The sequence below is a fragment of the Pseudoxanthomonas sp. Soil82 genome (genome assembly GCF_040446535.1).
GTDB classification, from domain to species: domain Bacteria; phylum Pseudomonadota; class Gammaproteobacteria; order Xanthomonadales; family Xanthomonadaceae; genus Pseudoxanthomonas; species Pseudoxanthomonas kaohsiungensis.
Genome location: NZ_JBEAAK010000003.1, coordinates 306,830 through 333,735 on the forward strand (window position 1 = coordinate 306,830; position 26,906 = coordinate 333,735).

Here is a 26,906-nt window from a genome sequence, read left to right on the forward strand (position 1 = left end):
CGGGTGTACACCCCGTCCGCCTTCGCCGAGCAGGACCTGGCCGGCCTGGACTGGCTGCTGGCGCGCGACCCCTTCGCCACCCTGGTGACCCCCGGCGGCGACGGCCTGCCCGTGGCCACGCACCTGCCGGTGCTCTACGCCCGCCAGGGCGGGCAGGTGCTGCTGGAAGGCCACTGGGCACGCCCGAATGCGCAGGCCGGCCATGCCGGCCCGGCGCTGCTGGTCGTGCACGGCCCGCACCACTACATCTCGCCGGGCTGGTATCCGGACAAGGCGCAGGCTGCGCGCGTGCCGACCTGGAACTACGCCGCTGCGCACCTGTCCGGGACGCTGGAACCGCTGCACGACGAGGCCGACCTGGCCTCGATCGTGGCCCGCCTGGGTGAGCGCTTCGAACCGCCCGTCGGCGGCCACTGGCGTTACGACCCGGACGACGAACGCGAACGCCGCCAGCTGCGCGGCATCGTCGGCTTCCGCTTCCACCCCAGCCGGATCGAACTGAAGTTCAAGCTCAACCAGAACCATCCGCCGGCCAATGTCGAGGGCGCCATCGCCGGCCTGCGCCGGCAGCCGGGCGACGCCGCGGCCGAGGTGGCGGCGCTGATGGCCGACCGCCTGGCCCGGCGACGCCCGGAGTGAATGGTCGCGCCGGGCCCGCGCCGGAGGGTGCGGCAACGCCGCCGTTGTCTGTGATAATGCCGGCATGGCCGACGAACTCAACGAACTGATCCGCCGCAACCATGCCTGGTCCGAGCGCGTGCGCGCCGAGGACCCGGAATTCTTCTCGCGGCTTTCCCAGCAGCAGGCGCCGGAATACCTGTGGATCGGCTGTTCCGATTCGCGGGTGCCGGCCAACCAGATCATCGACATGGCCCCGGGCGAGGTATTCGTCCATCGCAATGTCGCCAACGTGGTGGTCCACACCGACCTCAACTGCCTGTCGGTGATCCAGTTCGCGGTGGACGTGCTGAAGGTCAAGCACATCCTGGTGGTCGGCCACTACGGCTGTGGCGGCGTCTACGCCGGCCTGACGCGGCTGCGGCTGGGCCTGGTGGACAACTGGATCCGCCACGTGACCGACGTGGCCGAGCGCCACTCCGAGTGCCTGCACGCCTCCGGCGGCCTGGAGCTGCAGCACGACCGCCTGTGCGAGCTCAACGTACTCGAGCAGGTGGTCAACGTGTGCCAGACCACCATCGTCCGCGACGCCTGGACGCGCGGCCAGGAACTGACCGTGCACGGCTGGGTCTACAGCCTCAAGGACGGCCGCGTGCACCACCTGGGCATGGACATCGATTCGATCGACTGCCTGACGGACAAGTACGACGCCGCCCTGGCCCGCATCCGCCAGGACCGCGAGAACCGCTGATCCGCGCGCCCCGCGCCGTAACCGCATTGCCGCAGGAACCCGCCATGCTGCCCGCCCCGCTCAACCTGCAGGCCTGGATCGAGGAACACCGCCACCTGCTCAAGCCGCCGGTCGGCAACAAGTGCATCTACGACGGCGACTTCATCGTGATGGTCGTGGGCGGCCCGAACGCGCGCACCGACTTCCACTGGGACGAGGGCCCGGAGTGGTTCTACCAGCTCGAGGGCGAGATGGTGCTGCGCATCCAGGAACACCCGGACGGCGGCGCGGGCAAGGTGCGCGACATCCCGATCCGCGCCGGCGAGATCTTCCTGCTGCCGCCGCGCGTCCCGCACTCGCCGCAGCGCCTGCCGGGCAGCGTCGGCCTGGTGGTCGAACGCCGGCGCCTGGCGCACGAGGACGACGGCCTGCTGTGGTACTGCCAACAGTGCAACCACAAGCTGTACGAGGAATACTTCCACCTGCGCGACATCGAGCAGGACTTCCCGCCGGTGTTCGACCGGTTCTACGGCTCGGACGAGCACCGCACCTGCAAGCATTGCGGCCACCTCAATCCGCGCCCGGACCGCTACGACCCGCAGCCCGAATCGCTGGCCGACATCACCTGATGCGGCCGTGCCTCACCTTGCGCAACTGGAATCCATGAGCCACGCCGACGCCCGCACCCACGCCCTGGCCATGGACGCCGCCGATCCGCTGCGCCCGTTCCGCGGCGAGTTCCTGATCCCCAGGCACGGCGACCGCGAGCAGACGTACTTCGTCGGCAACTCGCTGGGCCTGCAGCCGCGCGCCGCCCGTGCGCACGTGCTGGAAGTGCTCGACAAATGGGCCAGTGAAGCGGTCGAAGGCCACTTCAGCGGGGACACTGCCTGGATGACCTACCACGGCCTGGTGCGCGAGTCGCTGGCGCGGCTGGTCGGCGCCCAGCCGCAGGAAGTGGTGGCGATGAACACGCTCACCGTGAACCTGCACCTGATGATGGCCAGCTTCTACCGGCCCACCGCCGCGCGGCCGGCGATCCTGATCGAGGCTGGCGCGTTTCCTTCGGACCGGCACGCGGTCGAATCACAGATCCGGCTGCACGGCTTCGAACCGGCCACGGACCTGGTCGAGGTGGACGCGGACGAGCCCAACGGCACGATCTCGATGGCCGCCATCGAACGCGCCATCGCCCTCCATGGCCCCCGCCTGGCACTGGTGCTGTGGCCGGGGATCCAGTACCGCACCGGGCAGGCCTTCGACCTGCCGGCGATCGCGCGCTTGGCCAGCGCCCAGGGCGCGGCGATCGGCTTCGACCTGGCCCACGCGGTCGGCAACCTGCCGCTGGCGCTGCACGACAGCGGCGCCGATTTCGCGGTCTGGTGCCACTACAAGTACGTCAATGCCGGGCCGGGCGCGGTCGCCGGCTGCTTCGTGCACGAACGCCACGGCCGTTCGGCGATGCCGCGCCTGGCCGGCTGGTGGGGCCATGATCCGGCCACCCGCTTCCGCATGGCGCCCGAATTCGTGCCCGCCCCCGGCGCCGACGGCTGGCAGCTGTCCAATCCACCGGTGCTGGCGCTGGCGCCCCTGCGCGCTTCGCTCGACCAGTTCGACCGCGCCGGCGGCATGGCCGCCCTGCGCGCCAAGTCGGAGAAGCTGACCGGCTTCCTGGAGACGCTGATCCGGCAACGGCTGGTCGGCACGCTGGACATCGTCACCCCCGCCGAGACCCAGCGCCGCGGCAGCCAGCTGTCGCTGCGCGTGGCCGGCGGTCGCGAACGCGGCCGGGAGCTGTTCGACTACCTGCGCGACACCGGCATCCTCGGCGACTGGCGGGAGCCGGACATCATCCGCATCTCGCCCGCGCCGCTGTACAACCGCTTCGCCGACGTGCTGCGCTTCGTCGAGGAAGTGGAGCACTGGCGCGGTGTCTGACCAGGCGCCCCCGGACAACAGCCGGACCGCCGTCCCCGGCGGGGACGCGGACGGCGGAGAGCAACGATTGGACGGCGACCGGCACCGCGAGCTGACCCTGATCGGCGCCGGCCTCGCCGGCTCGCTGCTGGCGATCCTGCTGTCGCAGCGCGGCTGGAAGGTCACCGTCTACGAGCGCCGCGGCGACCCGCGGATCAGGGGCTACGAATCCGGGCGGTCGATCAACCTGGCCCTGGCCGAGCGCGGACGCCACGCCCTGCGCGCGGCCGGCGTCGACGAGGCGGTGATGGCGCAGGCGGTGATGATGCGCGGGCGCATGATCCACGGGCTGGACGGCTCGCTGCAGCTACAGCCCTACGGCCGCGACGATTCGGAAGTGATCTGGTCGGTGCACCGCGCCGACCTCAACATCACCCTGCTGCAGGCCGCCGAACGGGCCGGCGCCACCATCCATTTCCATCGCCGGCTGCATACGGTGGACTTCGACGCCGGCTACGCCCGGCTGATCGACGACCGCGACGACCAGCCGCAGGACATCCGCTTCTCGACCCTGATCGGCAGCGACGGCGCCGGGTCGGCGCTGCGCGCGGAGATGGTGCGCAGGGCCGGAATCGGCGAGCGCACCGAATTCCTCGACCATTCCTACAAGGAACTGACCATCCCGCCGGCGGCGGACGGCGGTTTCAGGATCGAGCCGAACGCGCTGCACATCTGGCCGCGCGGCCGCTACATGTGCATCGCCCTGCCCAACGACGAGCGGACCTTCACCGTCACCCTGTTCCTTCCCAACCACGCCGCGCCGGGCAGCGGCGATCCCAGCTTCGCCAGCGTGCGCAGCGGCGCGGAGGTTCGCGCGCTGTTCGCCCGCGACTTCCCCGATGCGCTGCCGCTGATCCCCGACCTGGAACAGGACTGGGAGCACCACCCGCCCGGCCTGCTGGGCACGCTGTACCTGGATCGCTGGCACCTGGGCGCACGGGCGGTGGTGCTGGGCGACGCCGCCCACGCGATGGTGCCGTTCCACGGCCAGGGCATGAATTGCGCCTTCGAGGATTGCGTGGCGCTGGCCGATGCGATGGACCGCGAAGCTTCGCTGGCGCAGGCCTTCGCCGCGTTCGAGCAGGAACGCAAGCCCAACGCCGCGGCGATCCAGGCCATGGCGCTGGAGAACTACATCGAGATGCGCGACCGGGTGGACGATCCGGCCTTCCTGCTGCAGCGCGAACTGGAGCGGGCCCTGCAGCACCGCCACCCGACCCGCTTCGTGCCGCACTACACGATGGTCACCTTCATGCGCACGCCGTATGCGGTGGCGCTGGAACGCAGCGAGGTCCAGCGCGAGCTGCTGGTCGAGGCGACGCAGGGACGCCGCGACCTGTCCGGCATCGACTGGGAGGCGCTTGGCCGCCGCGTGCACGAACGCCTGCCGGTCCTGGAGGGCGCGCACTGACGCGCAGGCCGATGCCCGACACCTTCCTGTTCTACGACCTGGAGACCTTTGGCGCCGATCCGCGCCGCAGCCGCATCGCCCAGTTCGCCGCGGTGCGCACCGACGCGCAACTGCAGGTGATCGAGGAACCGGTCAGCCTGTTCGTGCAGCCGGCCGACGACCTGCTGCCCTCCCCCGTCGCCACCCTGATCACCGGCATCACCCCGCAGCAGGCGCTTCGCGACGGCCTGCCCGAGGCCGAGGCGGCCGCGCGCATCGTCGAGGAGATGGCGCGTCCGGGCACCTGCACCCTGGGCTACAACTCGCTGCGGTTCGACGACGAGTTCGTCCGCCATACGCTGTTCCGCAACTTCTTCGACCCCTACGAGCGCGAGTGGCGCGGCGGCAATTCACGCTGGGACCTGCTCGACGTGCTGCGCCTGGCCCATGCACTGCGGCCGGACGGGATCACCTGGCCCAGGCGCGAGGACGGCGCGACCTCCTTCCGGCTCGAGCACCTGGCCCTGGCCAACCACGTGCGCGAAGGCGACGCGCACGAGGCCCTGTCGGACGTGCATGCCACCATCGGCCTGGCCCGCCTGCTGCGCCAGGCGCAGCCCCGGCTCTGGGACTACGCTCTGAAGCTGCGCGACAAGCGCCATGCCGCCGGCCTGTTGGACACCTTCGCCATGCAGCCGGTGCTGCACGTCTCGCAGCGCTATCCGGCCAGCCGGCTGTGCGCGGCCGCGGTGCTCCCGCTGGCCGCGCACCCGTCGATCTCCAACCGGGTGATCGTGTTCGACCTGGACGGGGACGAGGACGCGCTGCTGGAGCAGGACGCCGGCGATATCGCCGACCGGCTTTACACGCCGGCGGCGGACCTGCCGCCGGGCGTGGCCCGGGTTCCGCTGAAGGAAGTGCACCTGAACCGCTCGCCGATGCTGGTGCCGTGGGCGCACCTGCGCGGCGAGGATTTCCAGCGCCTGGGCATCGACCCGGACGCGGCGCAGGCCAAGGCCGCGCGCCTGCGTGCGCACGGCCCGGTGCTGGCCGAGAAGGCGCGGCAGGTCTTCGCCGGCGGCCGCGAGCACGCCGAAGCCGACGTCGACGGTTCCCTGTACGCGGGCTTCTGCGGCGACGGCGACCGGCGCCTGTGCACGCAGGTGCGCTCGACCGCGCCGGCCGAGCTGGGCACGCTCGCGTTCGACTTCCGCGACGGGCGCCTGCCCGAACTGCTGTTCCGCTACCGCGCGCGCAACTGGCCCCAGACCCTGGGTATTGACGAGCGCGCACGCTGGGACGACTACCGGCGCCGCCGGCTGACCCGCGACGAAGGCCTGTCCGAATACACCTTCGACGGCTACTTCGCCGAAATCGCCGCCCTGCGCGCCGCCCATGCCGGCGATGGCGGCAAACTCGCCCTGCTCGACCGGATCGAGCAATGGGGGCGCGATCTCCAGGGAGGACTATGAGCCGCTACTTCGACGATGCCAGTTTCAGGTTCCTGCGCGGCCTGGCCCGGCACAACGACAAGGCCTGGTTCGAATCGCACCGGCAGGACTACGAGGCGCACGTCCGCCAGCCGTTCCTGCGCCTGATCACCGACCTGCAGCCGGCGCTGGCCGCGGTCAGCCCGCACTTCCGCGCCGACCCGCGCACGGTCGGCGGTTCGCTGTTCCGCATCCACCGCGACGCGCGCTTCTCGAACGACAAATCGCCGTACAAGCCCTGGCAGGGCGCGCGCCTGTTCCACGAGCGCCGCCGCGAAGTCGCCGCGCCGTCGTTCTACATCCACCTGCAGCCCGGCGGCAGCTTCGTCGGCGGCGGCCTGTGGCACCCGGAACCCGATACCCAGCGGCGCGTGCGCCAGTTCATCCTCGACAATCCCGGCTCATGGAAGAAGGCCGCGCACGCGCCCGCCCTGCGCCGGCGCTTCGACCTGGACGACAGCGAGGTGCTGTCGCGCCAGCCACGCGGCTTCCCGGCCGACTTCGAGTTCATCGACGACCTCAAGCACCGCAACTGGGTACTCTGGCGTTCGCTGGACGACGCGGCCATGACCGGCCCGCGCCTGAAGAAGACGCTGGAGACCGACCTGGCCGCGCTCGGCCCGTTCATCGACTACCTCTGCGCCTCACTGGACCTGGAGTTCTGACGCCATGGCCGCTCCCGCACCGGGCACGATCCGCCAGCCGCCGCGCCGCGCGCCCTGGATCGTGGCGGCGGTGGTGCTGGCAGCGCTGGCACTGGTGGCCTGGGTGGCCGCCGGGCCGTGGCTGGCGATCCACGGCATCGAACGGGCGATCGCCCAGCGCGATACCGCCGCGCTGGTGCGCCATGTGGATTTCCCCCGCCTGCGGGTGAACCTGAAGGCCCAGCTCGACGACCGCATGGTCCGTGCCGCCGGGCAGGACGTCGCTTCCAACCCGCTGGGCGCGATCGCGCTGGCGATGGCCGGCGGCGCCACCGGCGTGGCGGTGGATACGCTGGCCACGCCGCTGGGCATCGGCGCGCTGCTGCAGGGCCATGTGCTCTGGCAACGGGCCGGGGGGCGCACCGTCGGCGGCGACACCTGGGCGCCGGCCGAACCGGCGCGTCCGCTGCAGGGCGCGCGCCTGCGCTACGAATCGCCGTCGCGCTTCACCGGCACGGTGGACCATGACGACGGCCGCCGGACCGTGTTCGTCCTGCAGCGCCAGGGCCTGCGCTGGCGCCTGGTCGACATCCGCCTGCCCGAGGACCTGTCGGCCTACCTGCGCTGAAGCCTTCAAGCCGCGGTGTCCTGGATGCCGGCCCAACTGCGTTGACCTCGTAGTCACCCGCACAGGAGTGGAGCCCGCATGGACACGGACATCAAGCGCAGCGTCAGCGAGGCGATGTGGCAGCAGCTGGCGAACCGGCTGCAGGTCGAACTTGCAGCGCTCAAGGCCGTGGCCGAAGTGGAGTCCAGCGGCAGCGGTTTCCTGCCGGCGCCGGACCGGCGCCCGAAGATCCTGTTCGAAGGGCATGTCTTCCATCGCCTCACCGCCGGGCGTTACAGCGCCAGCCACCCCAACATCAGCTACCCCCGGTGGGACCGTCGCCAGTACTCCGGTTCGCTGGCCGGCGAGTGGAAGCGGCTGGACAAGGCCGCCGCGCTCGATCCTGCCGCGGCGATGCAGTCGGCCAGCTGGGGCGCATTCCAGATCATGGGCTTCAACTACGCGCTGTGCGGCCTGGACAGCGTGGGCCGCTTCGTCGAATGCCACGCCCAGGGCGCGGACGGCCAGGTGGAGGCGTTCGCCAGCCTGCTCTCGCGGCCGGGCTCGCCGCTGATCGTCCCGTTGCGGCGCAAGGACTGGGCCAAATTCGCCAGCCTGTACAACGGCCCGGGTTACCGGCAGAACCGCTACGACGAGAAGATGGCCGCCGCTTACGCCCGCCATGCCGCGGCCCCGGTGCGCGGCGGGCGCCGGGCCGGAGCCAAGGCGCCGTCGCCCCGCTCCCTGGTCACACCCGGCAGGCCCGAGCTGGCGCCGCTGGAAATGCTCGAGCTCACCGCCGCCGGCACCGCGCGCAAACGCACCAGCCGCGTGTTCAACGTGCGCCCGGACGCGGTCGACCTGCGCGACTGGGAGTACCAGCCATCGGTGTCCGCCGCCCCGCAGGACGTGCGCTATCCGCCGGACGTGCGGCCGATGCTCGACCAGGGCCTGACCAGCGCCTGCACCGGTTATGCGCTGGCGGTGGTGATCGAATACCTGCTGGTGCGCGCCGGGCGCCACGTCGAACCGATGTCGCCGTTCATGCTCTACAGCATGGCGCGCCGCTACGACGAATGGGCCGAGAACGACGACGAGGGCCCGGAGTCCGATTCGGGCTCGTCGCTGCGCGGTGCGCTCAAGGGCTGGCTGCGCCATGGCGCCAGCAGCGCGCGGCTGTGGCCGAAGATGGACATGCCGCTGCCCAAGGCGTCCGCCAGCGAAGACTGGTGGACCGATGCGATCAAGCGTCCGCTCGGCGCTTACTACCGCATCGACCCGCGCTCGCTGCGCGACATGCACGTGGCCATCGACCAGGTCGGCGCGCTGTACGCCAGCGCCTTCACCCACGCCGGCTGGGAGGAACTGCTGGTCGAACAGGCGGTGCCGCGCCCGGAAGACCCGGCCGACCTGCCGGTGATCAAGCGCAAGACCGGTAGCCCGGACGGGGGCCATGCGTTCGCCATCGTCGGCTATACCCGCGACGGTTTCATCGTCCACAACTCATGGGGCAACGCCTGGGGCAAGGGCGGCCTGGCCGTGCTGCGCTACAGCGACTGGCTGGAGAACGCCATGGACTGCTGGGTCGCGCAGCTGGGCGTGGTCACCGCCGAGCACGAGGCGATCGCCGACGCGACCTCGCTGCGCACCGACACCAGCGGCAAGGGCGTGGTCTCCAGCAATCCGATCCTGGCCGCGCACGAGCTGAGCCCGTTCATCATCAACATGGAGAACGACGGCCGGCTGAGCCAGCGCGGCCAGTTCCGCACGCAGGAGTCGGACGTGGATGCGCTGTTGCGGATCCACCTGAAGGAAGCCTGTCGCAAGTGGGGCGTGCGCGCCAACCAGGCGGTGGACATCGCCATCTACGCCCATGGTGGGCTGAACAACGAGGATGCCGCCGCGCAGTCAGCCAAGCTGTGGGTGCCCGCGCTGTACGACGAGAAGATCTTCCCGGTGTTCCTGATGTGGGAGACCGGCGCGATCAAGACCGTCACCAACATGATCGAGGACAAGATCGCCCCCGACCAGGCGCGCGCATCGGGTGCCTGGCAGAAGGTCAAGGAGCAGTGGAAGGAGTGGTGGAACCAGCGCGTGGAAGGCATCGCGCGCCCGCTGGGGCGGCCCCTGTGGAACGAAATGAAGGAGAACGCGGCCCGGATCAGCAGCAACCAGGCCTCCGGCGTGCGCCTGCTGTTCGACCTGTACAAGGCCCAGGGAAAGGCCTACGGCCTGCCGAAGGTACGCCTGCACCTGGTCGGCCACTCGGCCGGTGCGATCCTGCATTCGCACCTGGGCACGGCGGCGATCGCGGCCGGCTTCGACCTGCGTTCGGTCAGCCTGATCGCGCCGGCCGTGCGGGTCGACGAGTTCGACCGCACGCTCGGCAAGGCGGTGCTCAAGACCGGCACCAAGCTGCTGGTCGCTCACCTGACCGATGCGGCCGAGCGCGCCGACCCGACCTGCAAGCCCTATGGGCACTCGCTGCTGTACCTGGTCTCGCGCTCGTTCGAGGACAAAAAGGAAACGCCGATCCTGGGCCTGGAGCGCGACCTGGTGCCCGCGCGCGCCACCCTGCCGTGGGGCGCGCAGATGATGGCCGTGGCCAGCCCGCATTCGGACATCGCCCGGCTGCCCAGCGCCATGGCGATCGACGGCAGTTCGAGTCGTTCGACCGAGGCCACCACCCACGGCAGCCTCGACGACGACAAGGCGCTGCAGCGGCTGGTGTTCGACCTGATCCACAAGGCCTGAGCGGACGGCGCCACGGCGGCCGCCAGCAGGAGCGACGACATGGACTCGGCGATCGTTCCGCAGCGCGTCGCCGACCGCACGACGCGCCGGATCGTGAGCGCGCGCGCGTGGTCGGCAATGCTGGTCCTGCTGGCTGCAACGCTGGCCTGGCAGGGCCCGGCCGGGGCGACCGTCGTCCTGCCGTCGCCACCGCTGGCCGCCGGCGCACAGGCGCCCGCAGACGCGGACCCGGCCACGCGCGGGGAAGGCGTGCTGGTCGACTCGGCCGCCGTTCGCGATGTGTTCGACCCCCTGCCCGGCGTCAGCGCCGCCGGCGGCGCGTACTGGCAGGCGGCGCTGGCCACCCTCCCCGACCCCGTCGAGTCGCGGCTGGCGCGCTCGTTCGACATCGATGTGGCCACGCTGGTGCGCAGCTTCCAGTTCAGCGGCTACGTGCTGCAGGGCCACGCGATGCCCTGGCCGGTCGCGACGGAGAAGAGCGACGGCCCGCCACCGCGTCCGTTCCGCAGCACGCCCGGCGTCCTGGTGTTTCGCAACGATGCCTGGCGCAACGCGGAAAACACCGGACCGCGCACGCGCTACTTCGTCCTCTACCTGGTCGGCGAGTCGCCGACCTTCGGCGTGCAGCGGCTGGCGTTCTGCCGGGCGGCGCGGCAGGTCATCGCGCTCAATGCCGGTGGCCAACGCCCGGTCCGCGACGACCGCGGCGCCGCATGCATGGCCACGGAAGTCGCGGATATCGACGCCGGCCCCGCGGCTTCGGCGCGGGTGGCCGTGCTCGGCCCGACCTTCTCCGGCTCGCTCGCGTCCATCGCCGGCATCGCCGCGCAGGCCGGCCTGCACCTGGACCTGTTGAGTCCGTCGGCGACCGTGGCCAGCAACCGGCTGATCGAACAGGACGATCCTTCCGGCCGCCATTCGCTGCGCTACCGCACCTTCGCCCAGTGGGACCAGCTGGCGCAGATGGCCCACCTGTTCGCCTACCTGGAGATCGTGCACGGCATCTGCCCTGGCGAGGTGGTGGTGCTGACCGAAGAGTCGGCGTTCGGCCAGGGCAGCCAGGAAGGCCGCACCCAGCTGGCCGGCGAGCGGGCCGCGGCCGAAGCCATGGGCGAGGACGTGCCGGCCTGCGTCGGCAGCCCGCAGCCGACCTACCTGCAGTTTCCGCAGAACATCTCGGCGATCCGCGCCGAACACGCCAGCCTGGATCGCGAAGCCGCGAAGAACCCGGAGCTGGTGCCGCGACGCTTCCTCGAGCTGGACATGCGCGACGCCGGTACCAGTCTGGACCTGCCGCCGGTCTACCAGCCGCAACTGAGCACCCGCTCGGACGAGCTCAGCCTGCAGCAGCTGATGGATGCGCTGAGCGTCTACGTGCGGCCGCGCGCGGTGATGGTGGTGGCCACGGACGTGCGCGACCGGCTGTTCATGCTGGCGGTGGTGCGGCGTTCGGTACCCGGGGCGATTCCGGTGGCGCTGGAGGGCGACCACCTGCTCACCCATCCCGAGTACCGCCGCGCCAACCGCGGCACGCTGATGGTCGCCAACGGTCGCATGCAGGCCTGCTACGTGGACGTGGTCGAAGGCGGGCGCCGCTACCGCGCCGAATGCCAGCGGCCGCGCGAAAGCAGCGGAACTGGTCCTGCCGACCGCGAAGTCGTGCCCGGCACGCGCCGAATCTTCGCCTTCCCGACCGACTACGCGGCCAACCTGTTCCGCGCCAGCCAGGAGCTCCTGGCGTCGGCCGGCCCCGGTGCGCCGGCGACGGAAGCCCCCGCGCCTGCCGACGGCGGTCGCAACCGGTCGCCGTTGAGCGTGATCACGCTGGCCGGACTGCAGGGCCTGGACCCGGATACGTACATGCGGCTAGAGCAGGCGCCCGCCGCGACGGGAACGGCCACCGCCCCGGCGACCGGCACCGGGCGCGCACGCGCGCGCAGCACGCTCATCGCCGCCGACTTCCGGGTGCTCTCGCTCAACCTGGTACTGCCGATCCTGGTCGCCGCCGCCAGCCTGGCGCTGGTCGCCAGCCTGTGGCTGATGCTGTCCTCGCGACCTGGGCGCACGATGCTGCCACCGGTGCGCTATGCGTTGCGCGAGACCGGCTGGCGGCTGGACCGCATGCTGCGCGGCGGCCCCGACGGCCACGGGTCGCGGCTTGCGCCGACCGATGGCCGCCCCGGCTACAGCGCCGCCGCGCTGGCATGCTCGCTGCTGGCATTGCTCGCGCTGGCAACGCTGCTGCTGTTCGCGGTGCGCTGGGGCCACCTGCTGCTGACCGAGCAGTTCCGCGGCGCCATGCGCGGTGCACTCGACCTGATCCATGGCCGCGACCGGATCACCCTATGGGCGATGTTCGCCCTGTACCTGTGGTTCGCCGGGCTGGTGATGACCCGGCTGCGAGCCTGGAACCGGCGCTGCGCGCTCCACCTGCGGCATGCGCCGGTGGAGTTCGATGCCGGCCGCTACCTGGGCCGGCGCTACACGTTCAGTTCGATCCTGCTGGTCATCGCCGCGGTGCTGGCGCCGCTGGCCTACTGGGGCAGCCGCATGCCCGAAGCGGTCGATGGCGCGCGCATGCCTGGCGCGCTTGCGCTGGCGCTGCTCGCGCTGGGCGTGTTCTTCCTGTCGCAGGCCCTGCTGCAGAACGGACGACTGGTCCGGCTGGGACGCGACCTGCGCGACCACGTGATCGAGCGCCTGCCCGATGGCGCCCTGCCCGCCGACTGGCCCAACCCGCACTGGCTGGGCATACCGCCGCGCTCGCCGCTGGCCGCGGTGTTCCATGACGAGGACTGGCTGGCGCTGGAGCGCGGCGACGACCATTGGCCGGTGCCCGATCCGGCCGACGTCCAGGCCGCCGTGGCATCGACCGACCCGCGCGCGCGCCTGGCACGCTGGCGCGACCAGACGGTCGCCGAGATGAAGTTCGGCCTGACCTGCGTGCGCAGCTGCCTGTGGGCCTCGTTCGCCGCGCCGGTGGTGCTGCTGGCGATGCAGGAGGTGTTCCCGTTCGCGCTGGAATGGGAACAGAGCGCGGTGGCGCTGGGCTCGATGACCCTGGCCTTCGTGGTGAGCGCCTGGCTGTCGATCGCGCTGGAGCGCGCGCCCCTGATCGGGCAGATGTTCACCAAGGACGCCCAGCACGTCTCGCTGATCGACCTGATGCGGATCCTGGGCACCAAGCTGCTGGTGCTTCTGCTGATGCTGGCGGCCACCCTGACCCCCAACCTGGGCGAATGGCTGCAGAACTTCGTCGGCGTGCTGCGGATCTGAAGGCGACGACGAGGGCAAAAGAAAAGCCCGGCACATGGCCGGGCTTTCCCGTTGCTGGCGACGGATGCCTCAGGCGGCGACGGTCCTGGCCACGTCCTGGTACTCCTCGATCTGGTCGAAGTTCATGTACCGGTAGATCTCCGCGCCCTTCTCGTTGATCACGCCGATGTCGGCCATGTACTCGGCCTTGGTCGGGATCCGGCCCAGGCGCGAGCAGATCGCCGCCAGCTCCGCCGAACCCAGGTAGACGTTCGAGTTGCGGCCCAGGCGGTTGGGGAAGTTGCGGGTCGAGGTGGAGAACACGGTCGCGCCCTCGCGCACCTGCGCCTGGTTGCCCATGCACAGCGAGCAACCCGGCATCTCCATGCGCGCGCCGGCGGTGCCGAAGGTGCCGTAGTGGCCTTCCTTGGTCAGCTCGCTGGCGTCCATCTTGGTCGGCGGCGCGACCCACAGGCGGGTCGGGATGTCGCGCTTGCCCTCCAGCAGCTTGGCCGCGGCGCGGAAGTGGCCGATGTTGGTCATGCACGACCCGATGAACACCTCGTCGATGGTGGCGCCGGCCACGTCGGACAGGGTCTTCACGTCGTCCGGGTCGTTCGGGCAGGCCACGATCGGCTCATGCACATCGGCCAGGTCGATCTCGATGACCGCCGCGTACTCGGCGTCGGCGTCGGGCTCGAGCAGCTGCGGGTCGGCCAGCCACGCCTCCATCTTGGCGATGCGGCGGGCGAGCGAACGCGGGTCCTGGTAGCCCTCGGCGATCATCCACTTCAGCAGGGTGATGTTGCTGGTGAGGTATTCGATGATCGGTTCCTTGTCCAGGCGCACGGTGCAGCCGGCGGCCGAACGCTCGGCCGAGGCGTCGGACAGCTCGAACGCCTGCTCGACCTTGAGCTGCGGCAGGCCCTCGATCTCGAGGATGCGGCCGGAGAAGATGTTCTTCTTGCCCTGCTTGGCCACGGTCAGCAGACCCTGCTTGATCGCGTACAGCGGAATCGCGTTGACCAGGTCGCGCAGGGTCACGCCCGGCTGCATCTGGCCCTTGAAGCGCACCAGCACGCTCTCGGGCATGTCCAGGGGCATCACGCCGGTGGCCGCGGCGAAGGCGACCAGGCCCGAGCCGGCCGGGAACGAGATGCCCACCGGGAAGCGGGTGTGCGAGTCGCCGCCGGTGCCGACGGTGTCCGGCAGCAGCATGCGGTTGAGCCAGGAGTGGATCACGCCGTCACCCGGACGCAGCGAGATGCCACCGCGGGTGGAGATGAACTCCGGCAGGGTGTGGTGGGTCTTCACGTCCACCGGCTTCGGGTAGGCGGCGGTGTGGCAGAACGACTGCATCACCAGGTCGGCCGAGAAGCCCAGGCAGGCCAGGTCCTTCAGCTCGTCGCGGGTCATCGGGCCGGTGGTGTCCTGCGAACCGACCGAGGTCATCTTCGGCTCGCAATAGGTGCCCGGGCGCACGCCCTGGCCCTCGGGCAGGCCGCAGGCGCGGCCGACCATCTTCTGCGCCAGCGAAAAGCCCTTGCCGGAATCGGCCGGCTGCTGCGGCAGGCGGAACAGGTCCGAGGCCGGCAGGCCCAGCGACTCACGCGCCTTGGCGGTCAGGCCGCGACCGATGATCAGCGGGATGCGGCCGCCGGCGCGCACCTCGTCGAACAGCACCTCGGACTTGACCTGGAATTCGGCGATGACCTCCCCGTCCTTGATCGCCTTGCCCGCGTAAGGCTGCAGCTCGACGACGTCGCCATGCTCCATCTTCGACACGTCCAGCTCGATCGGCAGCGCGCCGGCGTCTTCCATGGTGTTGTAGAAGATCGGGGCGATCTTGCTGCCCAGGCAGACGCCGCCGAAGCGCTTGTTCGGGATGAACGGGATGTCCTCGCCGGTGAACCACAGCACGCTGTTGGTCGCCGACTTGCGCGACGAGCCCGTACCGACCACGTCGCCGACGTAGGCGACCAGGTGGCCCTTTTCCTTGAGCTTGAGGATCTCGGCGACCGGGCCGCGCTTGCCGTCCTCCTCGGGCACGAACGGCGCGCCTTCGCGCTTGTTCTTGAGCATGGCCAGCGCGTGCAGCGGGATGTCCGGGCGGGTGGTCGCGTCCGGCGCCGGCGACAGGTCGTCGGTGTTGGTCTCGCCCGGCACCTTGAACACGGTGATGGTCAGGCTCTGCGGCACTTCCGGGCGGCTGGTGAACCATTCGGCGTCGGCCCAGCTCTGCAGCACGGCCCTGGCATTGGCGTTGCCGGCCCTGGCCTTCTCTTCCACATCGTGGAACTGGTCGAACACCAACAGCGTCTTCTTCAGGCCTTCGGCGGCGATCGCGCCGACCGCGGCGTCATCAAGCAGCTCGATCAGCGGCTGCACGTTGTAGCCGCCGAGCATGGTGCCCAGCAGTTCGGTGGCGCGCTCGCGCGACAGCAGCGCGTTCTTCTCGGTGCCGAACGCCAGCGCGGCCAGGTAGGACGCCTTGACCTTGGCGGCATCGTCCACGCCGGCGGGCACGCGGTTCGTGATCAGGTCGACCAGGAACGACTCCTCGCCGGCCGGCGGGGCCTTCAGCAGCTCGATGACCTCCGCGGTCTGCTGCGCGCTCAGCGGCAGCGGCGGGATGCCGAGGGCGGCGCGCTCGGCGGCGTGGTGGCGGTAGGCTTCCAGCATGGCGATTCTCCGGGGGATTCGATGGTAGATGCGAAAAAGGTTCAGGCCTGAGGCACGATCAGCTTCAGGCCCTTGAAGTACTCGCGGTAGAACGCCGCGTCGGTGGTGATCAGCCCATCGCACTGCAGCAACGCGTGCGCGCCGACCAGGAATCCGGCCATCGGCCGCGGCGCGTCGCCGCGCTGGCGCTGGCGACGCCACATCTCGCCGGCACGGATCGCCGACTTGGCCTCCAGGGCGTTGAAGTGGATGCCCATCTCCTCCAGCGCGCCCAGCGCCTCGGCGCCGTTCTTCAAGCGCGCGCACAGCTGCGCCAGCGCCGCGTCGGCCACGACCACCCGCCCGCCGACCAGGCACTGGCGCAGGCAGGCCTCGGCCGCGTCGGCCTGCGGGCCGTCGGTGAGCAGTTCGACCAGGACCGGAGCATCGATGGCGATCATCGGCCGCTCATTCCTCGCCGGCCGCGGCGGCCGACGCATCCAGGGCGAAGCGGCCGCGCACGCGCGAGATCGCGTCGTCCACGCTCTTGCGCAGCACGATCCGGCTGCCCTCCAGTTCGACCTTGAGCACGCTGCCCTTGGTCAGCCCCAGCGCATCGCGCACGGCCTTGGGCAGGGTGATCTGGCCACGCTCGGCGACGATGGCTTCCATGGCGCGCTCCACGACGGCTCTGGTATGACGTGATGATACATACCATTCCATGCATACTCAAACCGGCATGCGGCCGCTGGCGCACAATGCGGGTGCGGACCGGCGACCCTCGCCTCCCCCTAACGGCGGATTGCCAGCGGCCACGACCCCGTCATCCAATGCATCGGATAATGCCCTGAACCCTTCAGCCGCCGCCGGAGCGCGGCGGCCCCAGCCATAGGAGCCGGCCCATGCGCGATTCCTTCGCCACCCTCAGCCGCCTGGACGTTGGCGGCCAGTCCTACCAGTACGCGAGCCTGCCCAAGCTGGCCCAGCGCTTCGACCTGGCCCACCTGCCCTACTCGATGAAGATCCTGCTGGAGAACCTGCTCCGGCACGAGGACGGGGTGACCGTGCTGCCCGAACACATCGAGGCGGTCGCAACCTGGGATCCCAAGGCCGAGCCGGACACCGAGATCGCCTTCATGCCCGCGCGCGTGGTGCTGCAGGACTTCACCGGCGTACCCTGCGTGGTCGACCTGGCGGCCATGCGCGACGCGGTGGTCAGGCTCGGCGGCCGGCCGGAGCAGATCAATCCGCAGATCCCTTCGGAACTGGTGATCGACCATTCGATCCAGGTCGACGCGTTCGGCACGCCCGATGCGCTCGACATCAACGGCCGCATCGAGTTCGAGCGCAACCGCGAGCGCTACGCGTTCCTGCGCTGGGGCCAGAAGGCCTTCGCCGACTTCAAGGTGGTGCCGCCCAACACCGGCATCGTCCACCAGGTGAACCTGGAAAACCTGGCGCGCGTGGTGATGACCGCCCCGGGCGAAGACGGCCAGCCCTGGGCCTATCCGGACACCGTCTTCGGCACCGACTCGCACACCACGATGATCAACGGCATCGGCGTGCTGGGCTGGGGCGTGGGCGGCATCGAGGCCGAAGCGGCCATGCTCGGCCAGCCTTCCTCGATGCTGATCCCGCAGGTGGTCGGCTTCAGGCTCACCGGCCGCCTGCCCGAGGGCGCGACCGCGACCGACCTGGTCCTGACCGTCACCCAGATGCTGCGCAAGCACGGGGTGGTCGGCAAGTTCGTGGAGTTCTTCGGCGACGGCCTGCAGCACCTGCCGCTGGCCGATCGCGCCACCATCGGCAACATGGCGCCCGAGTACGGCGCCACCTGCGGCATCTTCCCGATCGACGCCGAATCGCTGACCTACCTGCGCCTGTCCGGCCGCAGCGAAGCGCAGATCGCGCTGGTGGAGGCCTACGCGAAGGCGCAAGGCCTGTGGCACTCCGCCGACAGCCCGCACGCGGCGTACAGCACCACCCTGGAACTGGACATGGGCGAAGTGAAGCCCTCGCTGGCCGGGCCCAAGCGCCCGCAGGACCGGGTGCTGCTGGGCGACATGAAGCGCAACTACCGCGACAACGTCGAGTTGCTCACCGCCGCCCGCGACAAGCGCAGCCCGGAGGTGTCGGACTTCATCGCCGAGGGCGGTACCGCCGCGGTCGGCAACGAGGCGCTGCAGAAGGGCGTGGCCCACGTTGAGATCGACGGGACGTCGTTCAAGCTCAAGGACGGCGCGGTGGTGATCGCGGCGATCACCTCCTGCACCAACACCTCCAACCCGGCGGTGATGGTCGGGGCCGGCCTGCTGGCGCGCAACGCCGCCGCACGCGGGCTGGACCGCAAACCCTGGGTCAAGACCTCGCTCGGCCCGGGCTCGCGCGTGGTCACCGACTACCTGGAAAAAGCCGGGCTGCTCAAGGAGCTGGAGAAGGTCGGCTTCTACATCGTCGGCTACGGTTGCACGACCTGCATCGGCAACTCCGGCCCGCTGCCCACCCAGATCAGCGCCGGCATCGCCGCCGGCGACCTGGTGGTGAGCTCGGTGCTGTCGGGCAACCGCAACTTCGAGGGCCGCGTCCATCCCGAGGTGAAGATGAACTACCTCGCGTCGCCGCCGCTGGTGGTGGCGTACGCGCTGGCCGGCACCACCGACATCGACCTCACCACCGAGCCGCTGGGCCTGGGCAGCGACGGCCAGCCGGTGTTCCTCAAGGACATCTGGCCGAGCAGCAAGGAGATCGGCGACGTGATCGCCGCGACCATCGGCCCGGAAATGTTCAAGCAGAACTACGCCGACGTGTTCAAGGGCGACACCCGCTGGAACACGATCGAATCCCCGGATGGCGAGCTTTACGTGTGGGACGACGCGTCCACCTACATCAAGAACCCGCCCTACTTCGACGGCATGACCATGGCCGTGGGCAGCATCGACGACATCCACGGCGCGCGGGTGCTGGGCCTGTTCGGCGACTCGATCACCACCGACCACATCTCGCCGGCCGGCAACATCAAGAAGGACTCGCCTGCGGGCCGCTTCCTGCAATCGCGCGGCGTGCAGCCGGCCGACTTCAACAGCTACGGCAGCCGCCGCGGCAACGACGACGTGATGGTCCGCGGCACCTTCGCCAACATCCGGATCAAGAACCTGTTCTTCGGCGGCGAGGAAGGCGGCAACACGCTCTACTTCGGCACCCAGCCCCCGGAGAAGATGTCGATCTACGACGCGGCGATGCGCTACAAGGCGCAGGGCACGCCGCTGCTGGTGATCGCCGGCAAGGAATACGGCACCGGCTCCTCGCGCGACTGGGCGGCCAAGGGCACCAACCTGCTCGGGGTCAAGGCGGTGGTGGCCGAGAGCTTCGAGCGCATCCACCGCTCCAACCTGGTCGGCATGGGCGTACTGCCGCTGCAGTTCCAGGACGGACAGAACGCGCAGAGCCTGGGCCTGGACGGCACCGAAACCTTCGACATCACCGGCCTGGAGGATGGCGCCAGCCGGACCGCACAGGTCACCGCCCGCCGCGGCGACGGCACGACCGTCGCCTTCCAGGCGCACGTGCTGCTGCTAACGCCGAAGGAGGTGGAGTATTTCCGCCACGGCGGCCTGCTGCAGTACGTGCTCCGGCAGCTGGCAGCCAAAAAAGCGGCCTGAGGCGTCCAGCGGCGGAAACCCCGCCCCGCGCAGCGCGCGGGGCGTTCGGCCGCACCGCGCGGCAGTGCCGCGCAAGCGGTGCGCCCTCACCCGCCACGGCGGCCTGCTGCAGTACGTGCTCCGGCAGCTCGCAGCCAAAAAAGCGGCCTGAGGCGTCCAGCAGCGGAAACCCCGCCCCGCGCAGCGCGCGGGGCGTCGGGTCTATTTCGGTGTCCACTCCGCGTAGTACAGGCGCCACTGCCCGTCCTCTTCGCGCCAGCCGCTGACGATCTCCCACGCCTGCACACGGTCGGGAACCCAGCGTCCGCTGCCGCCGCTGGCCACGGCACTGAAACGAACGGTGGCGCGGTCGCCCTGGAGCTCGACCTGCGCCGGCCCCAAGGTCAGGCCGATGTCGGCGTTGACCAGTACCTGCGCCCGGACCGCCTGCTGCAACGCAGCACGATCCATGCCCCGGTTGCCGGCGAAATCCTCCGCGACTCCGTCCATGAAGTCAGCGGCGCGACGTTCTTCCAGCGCCTGCTGCATCGCCGAAAGCTGCCCGCGCAGGCGTTGCTCCGGCGGCGTACGGCTGCAGGCGACGGCGACCGACAAGCCCACCACCAGCATCACCGTCCACGTCACCCTGCCGATACCCGTGTCCCGCGCCATGGCTTCGCCTTTTCCATCCGGAACGGTATGCTCCCATCGGCGGCGGCGCAAAGCGAGCCCCGGCCGCGCATCGCAGGCAAGAATCGAACATCACCTCGGAGGGGAGGCGCTAATGAACTCGGATCGTCCCTGGCTGCGGAGCTATCCGCAGGGCGTACCTGCAGAAATCGATCCGGACGAGTACCGCTCCATCGCCGCGGTTTTCGCATCATCGGCATCCCGGTATGCCGACCGGCCGGCGTACAGCAACTTCGGCAAGCAGCTGACCTACGCCCAGGTCGACGAGCTCAGCAAGCAGTTCGCCGCCTACCTGCTGGGCGAGCTGGGGCTGAAGAAGGGCGATCGCGTCGCGATCATGATGCCCAACTGCCTGCAGTACCCGATCGCCACCTTCGGCGTGCTGCGCGCCGGCCTGACCGTGGTCAACGTCAATCCGCTCTACACCGCCCGCGAGCTCAAGCACCAGCTGGTGGACGCGGGCGCCTCGGCGATCGTGGTAGTCGACAACTTCGGCCACACCGTGCAGGACGTGCTGGCCGATACCCCGCTCAAGCAGGTGATCACCACCGGCCTGGGCGACATGATCGGCTTCCCCAAGGGCGCCATCGTCAACTTCGTGCTGAAGTACGTGAAGAAGATGGTGCCCGACTACGACATCCCGGGGGCGGTGCGCTTCCGCGACGCGCTGGCCGCGGGCAAGCGGCATGCCCTGCCCCAGGTCGACATCGATCCTGGCGACATCGCCTTCCTGCAGTACACCGGCGGCACCACCGGCGTGGCCAAGGGCGCGATGCTGACCCACCGCAACCTGGTGGCGAACATGCAGCAGGCATCGGCCTGGCTGGGCGCCAACCAGCTCGAGCGCGGCAAGGAAATCATCATCACCGCGCTGCCGCTGTACCACATCTTCGCCTTGACGGCGAACGGGCTGGTGTTCATGGAGCTGGGCGGGCTCAACCACCTGATCACCAACCCGCGCGACATGCCCGGCTTCGTCAAGGAGCTCAAGGGCACGCGCTTCACTGCGATCACCGGCGTCAACACGCTGTTCAACGGCCTGCTCAACACGCCGGGCTTCGACGAGGTGGACTTCTCCTCGCTCAAGGTGACCCTGGGCGGCGGCATGGCCGTGCAGCGCGCGGTGGCCGAGCGCTGGAAGAAGGTCACCGGCGTGACCTTGGTGGAAGCCTACGGCCTGACCGAAACCTCGCCTGCGGCGTGCATCAACCCGCTCGACATCAAGGAGTTCAACGGTTCGATCGGACTGCCGATCCCGTCCACCGATGTCTGCGTCAAGGACGACGACGGCAACGTCCTGGCGACGGGCCAGGTCGGCGAACTGTGCGTGAAGGGCCCGCAGGTGATGAAGGGCTACTGGCAGCGCCCCGAGGAGACGGCCAAGGTGATCGACGCCGACGGCTGGCTGCATACCGGCGACATGGCCCGGATCGACGACAAGGGCTTCGTCTACATCGTCGACCGCAAGAAGGACATGATCCTGGTCTCGGGCTTCAACGTGTACCCGAACGAGGTCGAGGATGTGGTCGCCGCCATGCCCGGCGTACTGGAAGTGGCCGCGATCGGCGTCCCCGACGAGCGTTCGGGCGAGGCGGTCAAGCTGTTCGTGGTCCGCAAGGACCCCTCGCTCACCGCCGAGCAGATCAAGGCCTACTGCCGCGAGGCGCTGACCGGCTACAAGCAGCCTCGCCACATCGAGTTCCGGACCGAGCTGCCGAAGACCAACGTCGGCAAGATCCTGCGCAAGGAGCTGCGCGACCCGCCCCCTGCCGCCCCGGCGGCCTGACCGCCCGCTGCCGCCCCATCCCGATCGCGCCCCGGCCCCTGCCGGGGCGCTTCCGTTGGCGGCAAGGCGGCCGTGGGCGACGGCCTCCGGCGCCCGTTGCGGGCGCGTTTTTCCGGTTTCTTAACGATCCGCCACGGAGGATTCCGGGCGCTCCGGCCAGTCGCTTTTAATTATCCGTTCAGGTGTAGCATGGCCGGGCAACATCCCCCGCCTGCCGTGAAGCCGGCAGGTCAGCCGACCCCGGAGAGACCGCCATGAGCACGATCGAAAAGCTGCAGCGCACCCACCATTTCCCGACCATCCGCGTGCAGACGCCGCCCGACGGCAGCGCCCACTGGCTCTACATGCATGCCGACGCCGGCCAGTCCGGCGTGCGCCCGTGCTGCCGCTTCGAGATGCTCGAGGACATGTGGAGCTACATGAGCTCGATCACCCTGCGCGAATCGCAGCGCCACCAGGGCCGGCTGCGCCACTTCGTGCTGGCCTCGGCCGCCTCGGCCTACAACCTCGGCGGCGACCTGGAGCTGTTCGGCCGCCTGATCCGCGAGGGCAACCGCGAGCGGCTGCTGGCCTATGCGCGCCGTTGCGTGGAAGGCGTCCACCACGTCCACACCGGTTTCGGCGGCGACATGCATACCGTGGCCCTGATCCAGGGCGACGCGCTCGGCGGCGGCCTGGAAATGGCGCTGGCCTGCCACACGATCGTCGCCGAGGAAGGCGTCGGCATGGGCCTGCCGGAGGTGCTGTTCGGCCTGTTCCCGGGCATGGGCGCCTATTCGTTCCTGTGCAAGCGCGTCAGCCCGCGCCAGGCCGAGAAGATGATCCTCAGCGGCGAGGTCTACAGCAGCGAGGAGATGTACCGCCTGGGCGTGGTCGACGTGCTCGTGCCCAAGGGCCAGGGCGAGTCGGCGGTGCAGGACCTGATCCGCCAGCACCAGCGCGCGCCGCATTCGCACCTGGCGATGAACGCCGTGCGCAAGATCGGCCAGCCGGTCAGCTACGAGGAACTGATGGGCATCACCGAGGTATGGGTCGACACCGCGCTGGCGCTGGGCGACAAGTCGCTGCGGACGATGGAGCGCATCGTGCGTGCGCAGACGCGCAGGGCCAGCTCGGAAGCCGCCTGATTCGGTACCGCAAGGCCGCCGGATCGAGCGGCAGCGGCATCAGGGGGAGAATCGGGCCCGGCAGGATGCCGGGCCTTTGCTTTTTCCGGGCCGGCTCAACCCGGCTCGCCGCCACCATCGCGCAAGTTGCCCCGCGCCTGCTGGCGCGCGGCCAGGGCATCGCGACCCTGGGTCAGCGCCGCATTGAGCATCGCGATCCGCTGGCGCCATTCGTTGCGGATCTGCCAGTCGGCCAGCCGCATCAGCTCGCTGCCCTGCTCGGCCACCTTGACCAGCCCCATGTTGGCGGCCACGCCCTTGATCGCATGGGCATGGTCGCGCAGGCGTGCCCAGTCCGCCGCTTCGGCCGCGTGCGTCATGGCGCCGATGCAGCCATCGGCGTCGGCCAGGCAGTGGGCGATGAACTCGCGCTCGAACTCCTCGCCCATGCCCATCGCCGCCAGTTCGTCCAGCACCGAGCTGTCGAGCACGCCCACCGGCGCCTCGCCCACATCCGGTCGCGCTGGCAGGACCGCGTTGCGGCGGCCCCGCTGGGCGGCGATGTCCGACAGGGTCTCCAGCAACCGGCCGGCGGCGACCGGCTTGGCCAGGAAGGCGTAGGCGCCGGCCTGCTCGCAGCGCTGGATGGACTCGGGGGTGACGTCGGCGCTGAGCACGACCACCGGGGTCCGCGGGCCGCCACCGGCCTGCATCACGCGCAGCTGCTTGAGCAGGTCCAGGCCGCTGACGCCAGGCATGTGCAGGTCGACGATGACCGCGTCGTAATCGCTGGCCGCCATCGCGTCGAGGACCTCTTCGCCGCCCTCGACCGAAGTAACGCGGTGACCGGCCTTCTGCAGCAGCCGCTGCAGCACCATGCGGTTTGCTTCGTAGTCGTCGGCCACCAGCAGCTGCATGCTGCGCACGCGCGCACGGTGGCGCAGGAACGGATCGGCGAAAGCGATGATGTTGTCGCCGCCATCGCGCAGCGCGGTTTCGCTCTCGACCTCGGCGATCGGCGCAGCCGACGGGCGCAGTGCGCGCTCCTGCGGCGCAGCGAAGGGCAACTCCACCCAGAAGCGGCTGCCGCGACCTTCCAGGCTCTCGAAGCCGATCCGCCCGCCCATCGCCTCGGTCAGGCCCTTGGCGATCGTGGTCCCCAGGCCGGTGCCGCCATAGCGGCGGGCCAGGCCCGCGTCGGCCTGCTCGAACGCCTCGAACAGCCGCCCGCGCATCGCCGCCGGGATGCCGATGCCGGTATCGGTGACGGTGAAGCGCAGGCGGGTGCGCGCATCCTCGGGCGCGCCGGCGGCCACGTCCACGTCCACCCGCACCCGCCCCTGGTCGGTGAACTTGACCGCGTTGCCGACCAGGTTCAGCAGCACCTGGCGGACGTGGCCGGGATCGCCGTGCACGGTTTCCGGCACGCCGTCGCCGACCACCACCAGGTAGTCGATGTTCTTGGCGCGCGCCTGCGGGTGCAGGATCAGGCCGATGCTGGACACGACCTCGCGTGGCGAGAAGTCGGACAGGTTGAGCTTGAGCTTGCCCGCCTCGATCGCCGAGATGTCGAGCACGTCCTCGACCAGTGCCATCAGCGTGCGGGTCGAGGCCTGGATGGTGCGCACGCACTCGCGCTGCTCATCGTCCAGGCGGGTGGTCGCCAGCAACTCGGACATGCCCCCCAGGCCGTTGAGCGGCGTGCGGAACTCGTGGCTCATGTTGGCCAGGAACCGGCTCTTGGCCTCGCTGGCACGCCGCGCTTCCTCGGTCGCGCGGGTCAACTGCCTGAGCAGGCTGGACAGGTACAGCGGCACCGCCGCCAGGCCCACGAGCAAGCCCACGCCCAGGCCGCGCACCTGGGCCCAGAAATCATTGGACACCAGCACCGTGCCGAAACTGGCCACGGCCATCGCCACGGCCACGTACAGGTAGCGGTTGCCGTAGCGCAGGCCGTTGCCGACGGTCACCCACATCACCACCACGTAGACCCAGGCCAGCGGCTCGCCCATGGCGATCATGCCGGCGGCCATCAGGCCGTAGTCGGCGAGCATGCCGACCACGCGGCGCACGTCGGAGCGCCCCGGGCGCGCCAGCAGCGCGGCGAAGATCCCCAGGCTCAGGGTGAGGCCGGTGAGCACGATCGCCAGCACGGTCCGGTACTGCGCCGGCTCCAGCCCGCCGCGCGAAGAAGGCAGCAGCACGTAGCCCAGGATCAGCAGGATCAGGACGATGCGCACCAGCGCCTGGCCGTGCTCGCTGTCAGGGCGGTTGGCCAGGCGGCGGCGCAGCCAGGCGAAGGCCTCAGCCATGGGCCAGCCCTCCCGGCCGCGCCGACGCGGTGGAATACTGCTCGCAGATCAGCTGCAGGCGCTCGCGCCCGCGCATCAGCGCGTCGACGCAATCGGGATCGAACAGGCGGCCACGCTGGGCGTAGAGGTAGGCCAGCGCGGCGTCCACGGTCCAGGCTTCCTTGTACGGGCGCGGCGAGATCAGCGCGTCGAACACGTCGGCCACGGCGACGATGCGCGCTTCCAGCGGGATCGCCTCGCCGGCCAGGCCGTCGGGATAGCCGCTGCCGTCGTAGCGTTCGTGGTGGCGCAGGGCGATCATCGCCCCGACCTGGATGAAGCGGTTCTGGCTGCCGCTGAGCAACTCGTGGCCGATGCGCGGATGCCGCCGCATGACCGCCATCTCGGCCTCGTCCAGCTTGCCCGCCTTCATCAGCACCGCGTCGGGAATGGCGATCTTGCCCATGTCGTGCAGCGGGGCGGCCATCTCGATGGTGCGCACGTCGTCCTCGGCCAGGCCCATGCCTTCGGCCACCAGCCCGGCAACGCGCGACATGCGCTCCAGGTAGGCGCTGGTGCCGGCGTCGCGGAACTCGATCGCGCGGGCCAGGCGCGACAGCGTCTCGCGCTCGCGCTCCTCGACTTCGTGCATGCTCGACAGCAGCCGCTGCTCGAGCGACAGCGCCCGCTGCTTGACCGTCTCCGACTGCTGGCGCAGCTGGAGCAGGTTGTGGCACCGCGCCCGCAGCTCGCGCGGGCGTACCGGCTTGACCAGGAAGTCGATCACCCCCGACTCCAGCGCCGCCTGCCGGACCGGCTCGTCGCCGACGACGGTGATCAGGATGATCGGGATGTCGCGGTGCTTGGGCAGCCGGCGGAAGCGGCGGGCGAACTCCAGCCCGTCCATGCCCGGCATGCGGTAGTCGAGCAGCAGCAGGTCGGTGGGGTTGTTATCGCACCAGGCCAGCGCCTGGCGGGCGTCGCCGAAGTCGTGCACGGCCAGCTCCGAGGTGATGTCCTCGATGATGTGCCGCAGCATCGTTCGCGCCGATGCCTGATCGTCGACGATGACGATGTCCAATTGCCGTTCCGCCCCTTGGCACCCCGCCGTAGGATCGCAGAATAGCGCGCTACCGGCCCTGCCCGCACCCATGTCAGCCCCCCGCCCTTGCGGGATCGCGCGGCGTTCAGCCCCGCTTGTACCTCGGAAAGACGCAGGGAGCGTGCCAGCACGGCGGCGGGAGGGGGCGGAAACCGTGACGCAATGCA

General features: G+C 70.1%; 19 protein-coding genes. 13 read left to right on the plus strand and 6 right to left on the minus strand.

All coding sequences use genetic code 11. The annotated features are described in order from the left end of the window. Nucleotides 1–3 precede the first annotated feature (3 nt). The 10 genes from ABKA19_RS10400 (at nucleotide 4) to ABKA19_RS10445 (ending at nucleotide 13,486) form a co-directional block, all read left to right on the plus strand. Nucleotides 4–639: an FMN-binding negative transcriptional regulator gene (locus ABKA19_RS10400; protein WP_353688835.1), complete on the plus strand. Its 636-nt coding sequence runs from the start codon at nucleotides 4–6 to the stop codon at nucleotides 637–639. A 64-nt stretch (nucleotides 640–703) separates the two neighbouring features. After that, nucleotides 704–1,369: a carbonate dehydratase gene (can, locus tag ABKA19_RS10405; protein WP_162377392.1), complete on the plus strand. Its 666-nt coding sequence runs from the start codon at nucleotides 704–706 to the stop codon at nucleotides 1,367–1,369. 44 nt (nucleotides 1,370–1,413) lie between these two features. Further along, entirely contained in the window at nucleotides 1,414–1,977 is a 564-nt protein-coding gene (locus tag ABKA19_RS10410) for a 3-hydroxyanthranilate 3,4-dioxygenase (protein ID WP_162377393.1), read from the plus strand. A gap of 34 nt (nucleotides 1,978–2,011) precedes the next feature. Then, on the plus strand, nucleotides 2,012–3,286 hold the full coding sequence (gene kynU, locus ABKA19_RS10415; RefSeq protein ID WP_353688836.1) for a kynureninase: 1,275 nt from the start codon (nucleotides 2,012–2,014) through the stop codon (nucleotides 3,284–3,286). Nucleotides 3,287–3,353: 67 nt separating this feature from the next. Continuing rightward, on the plus strand, nucleotides 3,354–4,736 hold the full coding sequence (locus ABKA19_RS10420) for an FAD-dependent oxidoreductase (protein ID WP_353688837.1): 1,383 nt from the start codon (nucleotides 3,354–3,356) through the stop codon (nucleotides 4,734–4,736). A gap of 11 nt (nucleotides 4,737–4,747) precedes the next feature. After that, nucleotides 4,748–6,187 (plus strand): exodeoxyribonuclease I, encoded by a 1,440-nt coding sequence (gene sbcB / locus ABKA19_RS10425; protein WP_353688838.1) that lies wholly within the window; start codon nucleotides 4,748–4,750, stop codon nucleotides 6,185–6,187. Next, complete coding sequence (locus ABKA19_RS10430) at nucleotides 6,184–6,870, plus strand: DUF2461 domain-containing protein (RefSeq protein ID WP_353688839.1); 687 nt, start codon at nucleotides 6,184–6,186, stop codon at nucleotides 6,868–6,870. The genes sbcB and ABKA19_RS10430 overlap by 4 nt, the downstream gene beginning before the upstream one ends. Before the next feature lie 4 nt (nucleotides 6,871–6,874). Then, on the plus strand, nucleotides 6,875–7,477 hold the full coding sequence (locus ABKA19_RS10435) for a DUF2939 domain-containing protein (RefSeq protein WP_353688840.1): 603 nt from the start codon (nucleotides 6,875–6,877) through the stop codon (nucleotides 7,475–7,477). A 78-nt stretch (nucleotides 7,478–7,555) separates the two neighbouring features. Continuing rightward, on the plus strand, nucleotides 7,556–10,210 hold the full coding sequence (locus ABKA19_RS10440) for an N-acetylmuramidase domain-containing protein (protein ID WP_353688841.1): 2,655 nt from the start codon (nucleotides 7,556–7,558) through the stop codon (nucleotides 10,208–10,210). A 39-nt stretch (nucleotides 10,211–10,249) separates the two neighbouring features. Continuing rightward, entirely contained in the window at nucleotides 10,250–13,486 is a 3,237-nt protein-coding gene (locus tag ABKA19_RS10445) for a hypothetical protein (protein WP_353688842.1), read from the plus strand. A gap of 69 nt (nucleotides 13,487–13,555) precedes the next feature. On the opposite strand, the gene ABKA19_RS10450 is transcribed toward ABKA19_RS10445, so the two are convergent. Genes ABKA19_RS10450 through ABKA19_RS10460 form a run of 3 tightly spaced genes read right to left on the minus strand, consistent with a single transcriptional unit; the run spans nucleotide 13,556 to nucleotide 16,798 of the window. After that, entirely contained in the window at nucleotides 13,556–16,147 is a 2,592-nt protein-coding gene (locus tag ABKA19_RS10450; RefSeq protein ID WP_353688843.1) for a bifunctional aconitate hydratase 2/2-methylisocitrate dehydratase, read from the minus strand. Between the two features lie 41 nt (nucleotides 16,148–16,188). Then, nucleotides 16,189–16,587, minus strand: a complete 399-nt coding sequence (locus ABKA19_RS10455; protein ID WP_353688844.1) for a type II toxin-antitoxin system VapC family toxin — start codon at nucleotides 16,585–16,587, stop codon at nucleotides 16,189–16,191. 7 nt (nucleotides 16,588–16,594) lie between these two features. After that, entirely contained in the window at nucleotides 16,595–16,798 is a 204-nt protein-coding gene (locus ABKA19_RS10460; RefSeq protein ID WP_162377402.1) for an AbrB/MazE/SpoVT family DNA-binding domain-containing protein, read from the minus strand. Nucleotides 16,799–17,028: 230 nt separating this feature from the next. Between ABKA19_RS10460 and acnA the strand changes: the two genes are divergently transcribed. Beyond that, on the plus strand, nucleotides 17,029–19,785 hold the full coding sequence (gene acnA, locus ABKA19_RS10465) for an aconitate hydratase AcnA (protein ID WP_353688845.1): 2,757 nt from the start codon (nucleotides 17,029–17,031) through the stop codon (nucleotides 19,783–19,785). Nucleotides 19,786–19,986: 201 nt separating this feature from the next. Here the strand turns inward: acnA and ABKA19_RS10470 are convergent, their stop codons facing one another. After that, on the minus strand, nucleotides 19,987–20,436 hold the full coding sequence (locus ABKA19_RS10470; RefSeq protein ID WP_353688846.1) for a hypothetical protein: 450 nt from the start codon (nucleotides 20,434–20,436) through the stop codon (nucleotides 19,987–19,989). Between the two features lie 112 nt (nucleotides 20,437–20,548). Here ABKA19_RS10470 and ABKA19_RS10475 point away from each other — a divergent pair, with 112 nt between their 5' ends. Both ABKA19_RS10475 and ABKA19_RS10480 read left to right on the plus strand, forming a co-directional pair. Next, nucleotides 20,549–22,240, plus strand: coding sequence for a long-chain fatty acid--CoA ligase (locus tag ABKA19_RS10475; RefSeq protein WP_353688847.1), 1,692 nt, complete (start codon nucleotides 20,549–20,551; stop codon nucleotides 22,238–22,240). Between the two features lie 254 nt (nucleotides 22,241–22,494). Then, a complete protein-coding gene (locus tag ABKA19_RS10480; RefSeq protein WP_353688848.1) occupies nucleotides 22,495–23,367 on the plus strand; it encodes a crotonase/enoyl-CoA hydratase family protein in 873 nt (290 codons plus the stop codon). A gap of 95 nt (nucleotides 23,368–23,462) precedes the next feature. Here ABKA19_RS10480 and ABKA19_RS10485 read toward each other — a convergent pair whose 3' ends face one another. Both ABKA19_RS10485 and rpfG read right to left on the minus strand, forming a co-directional pair. Then, entirely contained in the window at nucleotides 23,463–25,658 is a 2,196-nt protein-coding gene (locus ABKA19_RS10485) for an ATP-binding protein (protein ID WP_353688849.1), read from the minus strand. Then, nucleotides 25,651–26,790: a cyclic di-GMP phosphodiesterase response regulator RpfG gene (rpfG, locus tag ABKA19_RS10490; RefSeq protein ID WP_162377408.1), complete on the minus strand. Its 1,140-nt coding sequence runs from the start codon at nucleotides 26,788–26,790 to the stop codon at nucleotides 25,651–25,653. Before rpfG ends, ABKA19_RS10485 begins: the two co-directional genes overlap by 8 nt. Between the last annotated feature and the right edge of the window lie 116 nt (nucleotides 26,791–26,906).

Coding starts and splice junctions, on each gene's coding strand:
- ABKA19_RS10460 (WP_162377402.1), bottom strand. CDS start 16,798: ATGGAAGCCATCGTCGCCGAGCGTGGCCAGATCACCCTGCCCAAGGCC.
- kynU (WP_353688836.1), top strand. CDS start 2,012: ATGAGCCACGCCGACGCCCGCACCCACGCCCTGGCCATGGACGCCGCC.
- rpfG (WP_162377408.1), bottom strand. CDS start 26,790: ATGGGTGCGGGCAGGGCCGGTAGCGCGCTATTCTGCGATCCTACGGCG.
- ABKA19_RS10440 (WP_353688841.1), top strand. CDS start 7,556: ATGGACACGGACATCAAGCGCAGCGTCAGCGAGGCGATGTGGCAGCAG.
- ABKA19_RS10430 (WP_353688839.1), top strand. CDS start 6,184: ATGAGCCGCTACTTCGACGATGCCAGTTTCAGGTTCCTGCGCGGCCTG.
- ABKA19_RS10475 (WP_353688847.1), top strand. CDS start 20,549: ATGAACTCGGATCGTCCCTGGCTGCGGAGCTATCCGCAGGGCGTACCT.
- acnA (WP_353688845.1), top strand. CDS start 17,029: ATGCGCGATTCCTTCGCCACCCTCAGCCGCCTGGACGTTGGCGGCCAG.
- ABKA19_RS10410 (WP_162377393.1), top strand. CDS start 1,414: ATGCTGCCCGCCCCGCTCAACCTGCAGGCCTGGATCGAGGAACACCGC.
- sbcB (WP_353688838.1), top strand. CDS start 4,748: ATGCCCGACACCTTCCTGTTCTACGACCTGGAGACCTTTGGCGCCGAT.
- ABKA19_RS10485 (WP_353688849.1), bottom strand. CDS start 25,658: ATGGCTGAGGCCTTCGCCTGGCTGCGCCGCCGCCTGGCCAACCGCCCT.
- ABKA19_RS10455 (WP_353688844.1), bottom strand. CDS start 16,587: ATGATCGCCATCGATGCTCCGGTCCTGGTCGAACTGCTCACCGACGGC.
- can (WP_162377392.1), top strand. CDS start 704: ATGGCCGACGAACTCAACGAACTGATCCGCCGCAACCATGCCTGGTCC.
- ABKA19_RS10450 (WP_353688843.1), bottom strand. CDS start 16,147: ATGCTGGAAGCCTACCGCCACCACGCCGCCGAGCGCGCCGCCCTCGGC.
- ABKA19_RS10480 (WP_353688848.1), top strand. CDS start 22,495: ATGAGCACGATCGAAAAGCTGCAGCGCACCCACCATTTCCCGACCATC.
- ABKA19_RS10470 (WP_353688846.1), bottom strand. CDS start 20,436: ATGGCGCGGGACACGGGTATCGGCAGGGTGACGTGGACGGTGATGCTG.
- ABKA19_RS10435 (WP_353688840.1), top strand. CDS start 6,875: ATGGCCGCTCCCGCACCGGGCACGATCCGCCAGCCGCCGCGCCGCGCG.
- ABKA19_RS10445 (WP_353688842.1), top strand. CDS start 10,250: ATGGACTCGGCGATCGTTCCGCAGCGCGTCGCCGACCGCACGACGCGC.